The organism is Elstera litoralis, assembly GCF_000963705.1.
Taxonomy (GTDB): domain Bacteria; phylum Pseudomonadota; class Alphaproteobacteria; order Elsterales; family Elsteraceae; genus Elstera; species Elstera litoralis.
Genome location: NZ_LAJY01000519.1, coordinates 1 through 3844, shown reverse-complemented (window position 1 = coordinate 3844; position 3844 = coordinate 1). Strand labels below are relative to the sequence as shown.

General features: G+C 63.9%; 4 protein-coding genes and 1 pseudogene. 2 read left to right on the top strand and 3 right to left on the bottom strand.

Going from position 1 to position 3844, the window contains the following annotated elements; all coding sequences use genetic code 11:
- A pseudogene (locus tag VZ95_RS16720) lies at positions 1-318 on the bottom strand (hypothetical protein); the annotation flags it as partial.
- 75 nt (positions 319-393) lie between these two features.
- Here VZ95_RS16720 and VZ95_RS16715 point away from each other — a divergent pair.
- A complete protein-coding gene (locus VZ95_RS16715; RefSeq protein ID WP_045776863.1) occupies positions 394-1101 on the top strand; it encodes a response regulator transcription factor in 708 nt (235 codons plus the stop codon).
- Between the two features lie 118 nt (positions 1102-1219).
- Here the strand turns inward: VZ95_RS16715 and VZ95_RS16710 are convergent, their stop codons facing one another.
- Positions 1220-2329: an NAD(P)/FAD-dependent oxidoreductase gene (locus tag VZ95_RS16710; RefSeq protein WP_198148362.1), complete on the bottom strand. Its 1110-nt coding sequence runs from the start codon at positions 2327-2329 to the stop codon at positions 1220-1222.
- 119 nt (positions 2330-2448) lie between these two features.
- Here VZ95_RS16710 and VZ95_RS22315 point away from each other — a divergent pair, with 119 nt between their 5' ends.
- A complete protein-coding gene (locus tag VZ95_RS22315; protein WP_052711877.1) occupies positions 2449-3222 on the top strand; it encodes a glutathione S-transferase family protein in 774 nt (257 codons plus the stop codon).
- Here the strand turns inward: VZ95_RS22315 and VZ95_RS16700 are convergent.
- The coding region (locus VZ95_RS16700) for an adenylate/guanylate cyclase domain-containing protein (RefSeq protein ID WP_198148361.1) at positions 3147-3844 on the bottom strand (698 nt) is incomplete at its 5' end. The genes VZ95_RS22315 and VZ95_RS16700 overlap by 76 nt on opposite strands.

Below are 3844 nucleotides of genomic sequence, written 5' to 3'. Positions count from 1 at the left end.
GGGCACGGGCGGCACGATGACCAGCTCTGGGATCGGCTCCGGGATCGGTTCGGGCTTCGCGGCGGGCGGCGGCTCGGCTTTCAGCGGCTCAACGGGGGCCATTGGCGCGACCACGGCCACCACGGGCGGGAGCGGTGCCCAAAGCTCGCGCGTCATCGTCGCCAAAATAATACTCCCCGCCAAAACGAAGCTGCCATAGAGCATCACCACCAGCCCGCGCGAGGCGGGCGGCGGCACGGGCACCAAGCGCGGGGCGATTAATCCCAGCACAAGGCCAACGAAAGCGGCGACCGTTAGGCCGAAGAGACTAAAAATCATCGCAGTCAGTTTGACCTGTTGCGCAACCTCTGCCAAGAAACACAGGGGACTTTATCAAAATTGGAGGGATTCGGCGTGGCGGGCGAACATATTCTGATCGTGGAAGACGATGAAGCGGTCCGTTCGCTGTTGGCGGCGCTGATGCGCAAGGCGGGCTATATGGTGACGTTGGCGGTCGATTGGTCGCAAACTGAAGCCATTCTGCCGAAAACCCGCATCGATCTGATCCTGCTCGATCTGACTTTGCCCGACGCGCGCGGCGTGATGCTGGTGCGCGAGTTGCGCGCCGCCTATTCCGGCCCGGTCATCATCGTCTCCGAACGTGGCGCGCCGGATGATCGCGCCTCGGGCCTGGAGTTGGGGGCGGAAGATTATCTGCCGAAGCCGGTTTTCCCGCGCGAACTGCTCGCCCGCGTCCGCAATGTGCTGGACCGCCGCCGCACCGCCGAGCCCGAACCCAGCGAAGGCGGGCTCTACCGCTTTTCCGGCTGCACGCTCGATACCGCCGCCCGCGTCGTCACTGGGCCGGACGGATTGCCGGTCGATCTCACTCCGGCGGAATTCGACCTGCTGCAAGCCCTGGTGCGCCGCCCCGCCCGCGTTCATACCCGCGAGGAGTTGATGGAAGCCATCGGCACGGCGGAAGGCGAAACCAGCGCCCGCAGTATCGATATTCTGGTGAGCCGCCTGCGCAAAAAACTCGGCGAGGACGCAGGCAACCTCATCGAAACCGCGCGCGGTCACGGCTACCGCTTTTCGGGCCGAGTAACGACGGGGAGTTAGCGCCCTCGCTCTTGTCGAGGGCTTTGCCCCCGACACCCCAAATGGGAACTCGGCCAGGAAACGCGGATTCTTAAGGGGCCGAAGCCCCTTAAGCGGGGCGAGGGGCGGAGCCCCTCTCCTACCTCAGCCGCGTCGGCGCAAGCTCGGCGGGAATTACGCCTTCCGCTTTAAGATCGGCTGGGATCGGCGCTCCCAGAATCAGCGCCGCCGACAGCCGGGCGAGGGCGCTGGCGGTTTGAATGCCGTAGCCGCCCTGGCCAATCAACCAGAAGAAACCCGGCACGGTTTTGTCGAACCCCGCCACCGGCACGCCATCGCCGACGAAACTGCGCAAGCCCGCCCATTTATGGCGGATGTGCTTGACCTGAAGTTTCGTTGCGGTTTCGATTCGGTCTACGCAAATAGCAATATCCATCTCGTCCGGCTGCGCGTCTTGCGGCTCGACCGGCGTGGCGTCAGCGGGGGAGGCGAGCAGCAACCCGGCGTCGGGCTTGATGTACCAGGCTTCGGCCATATCGATGAGCATCGGCCAAGCTTGCGGGTCGCTCGGCGCGTCGATGAGAATTGCCGTGCGGCGTTTCGGCACCAAACCGAGTTTTGAGACGCCTGCCAGCTCGGCGATTTTATCGCCCCAGGCTCCTGAGGCATTGACGATGGTATCGACCGGGAATACCCCCGCCGGTGTCGTCACCCGCCAGCCGGCACCGTCGCGGTCCAGCGCCGTTACCTCGGCCTCGCAGAGCAAACGCCCGCCGCGCGCCTTGACCCCGCGCAGATAGGCTTGCAGCAAGGCATCGACATCAATGGCCCGCGCCCCCGGTTCGGCCACCGCACCGATCAGCCGGTCGCCGCGCAGAATCGGGGCTTGGGCTTCCGCTTCGGCAGGGGTTAGCCGATGGGTCGCGCCCGCCGCCAAGGTTTCGGCAATCAGCGCTTCTTGGCTGGCATCGGCCACCAGAATGACCCCACGCGGCGTTAGAATCGGAACCGAAATGAAATTTTCGGGCGGATTTTCATAGAAATCCCGCGACGCCCGCGTCAGCGCCCGCACCGGCGCGGGGCCGTAGGTTTCGGTGAACATCGCCGCCGACCGGCCCGTCGTGTGGTAGCCGGGGTGGGATTCGCGCTCCAGCAGAAGCACCTCGGCCGCGTCGGCCAACTCATAGGCCAGCGAGGCTCCCGCCATGCCCGCCCCGATAATCGCAACCCGTGGGCGCGCGTTCCGCATCTCGCTCATCCTTGTGTAATCGCCTTATCCTGGGGAGATTTTTTGCGGTGCTGCAACCCCCTTGTCCTGCCCAGCGAACTGATAAACAGTGTCAACCAAACTTCGGGAGGAACGCCATTATGTCCAAGAGTTTCACGCTTTATTATGCGCCGGGGGCTGCATCCTTCGTCCCACACGCGGTTCTGAACCATCTCGGTTTGCCGCATACGCTTAGCCTGGTCGCCCTCGCCGACGGCCAGCAGCGCACGCCGGAGTATCTGGCGCTCAACCCCAAGGGCCGCGTTCCCGCGCTCGTGGGCGGCAGCTTGCCCGCAGGCGAGGTTCTGACCGAAACCCCCGCCATCTGCCGCTACCTCTGTGCCCAAAAGCCCGACGCCGGACTGTGGCCGACCGCGCCGCTCGCCGAAGCCCGGTTGATGGAATGGCTGAATTATCTTTCCGGCCATTTTCATGCCTTCGCCTGGCCGCTGTTCGCCCGCCCGGCGCGCTTTAGCCCGGATGAAAGCCACTACGAAACCCTCGGCAGCCAAGCGCGCGTCCATCTTGCCGATATCCTGGCCCTCATCGAGGACCGGCTCAGCGATGGCCGCGCCTTCGCCGTTCCCGCTGTCGGGCCGGACGCGCCAAGCAAGCTCACCCCCGCCGATTTCTATCTGCTGCTTCAGTACCGCTGGCTCTTCGTGCGCCTCGGCTGGCCCTTGCGTGAAAAAAGCGCCGCTGTGGACCGCGTTGGTCGATCGGCTGCTAGCCCTACCCTCGGTGCAAGCGACGCTGGCGGCAGAAAAACTGGAGTATTGGCCCAAAGCAGCCTGAGCCTTCAAAGCTTCGTCACTAAAACCGCCTCGACCGGGGCCGCTTTGCCGCGCAACGGCAGCGGCCCCAACCGGCGATAATCGTAACCGGAGGGCCACCCCGCCGGCCCGAGCCGATCCAGTGCCGCTGCCGAGGCGATAAAGAAGCCCTGATACTCGCGCGCCACCCCTTCCAGGCGGGCGGTGGCGTTCAACACGTCGCCGTGAAAGGCGATATCGCGCTTGGCATCACCGATTTCGCCGACGACGACTTCACCGTAATGCAGCGCCGCGCGAATGGCCGGGGCTTCGCGATAGTCTTTCAGATAGGCCGGAGCGAGGTTGGCCAGGGTTTGCTTCAGCGCGAAGACGCAGTCCAAGGGTCTTACCGCGCCCTTGCGTCCGCCGGTGCCTGCCGCATCGGTCCAGGTCACGACCATTTGATCGCCAACATATTGGTAGATTTCGCCCTGATGGTCCGAAATCGGGTCGGACGCCGCCTGAAACACCCCATTCAGGAAGCGCTGATAGGCGAGCGGCCCCAAGGTTTCTGCCAAATGGGTAGAACCAATCAAATCGATAAACAGAAAGAAGCGGTTTTCCAGGCGGGGGCGGTGGTAATAACCCATCACGAAGCGCCCGAGCGTGCCGCGCCCCATGATCTGATTGATCTGCATAACTTCGATGAACAGAACGACGAAGAAGAACGAGAAAAAAATCGACA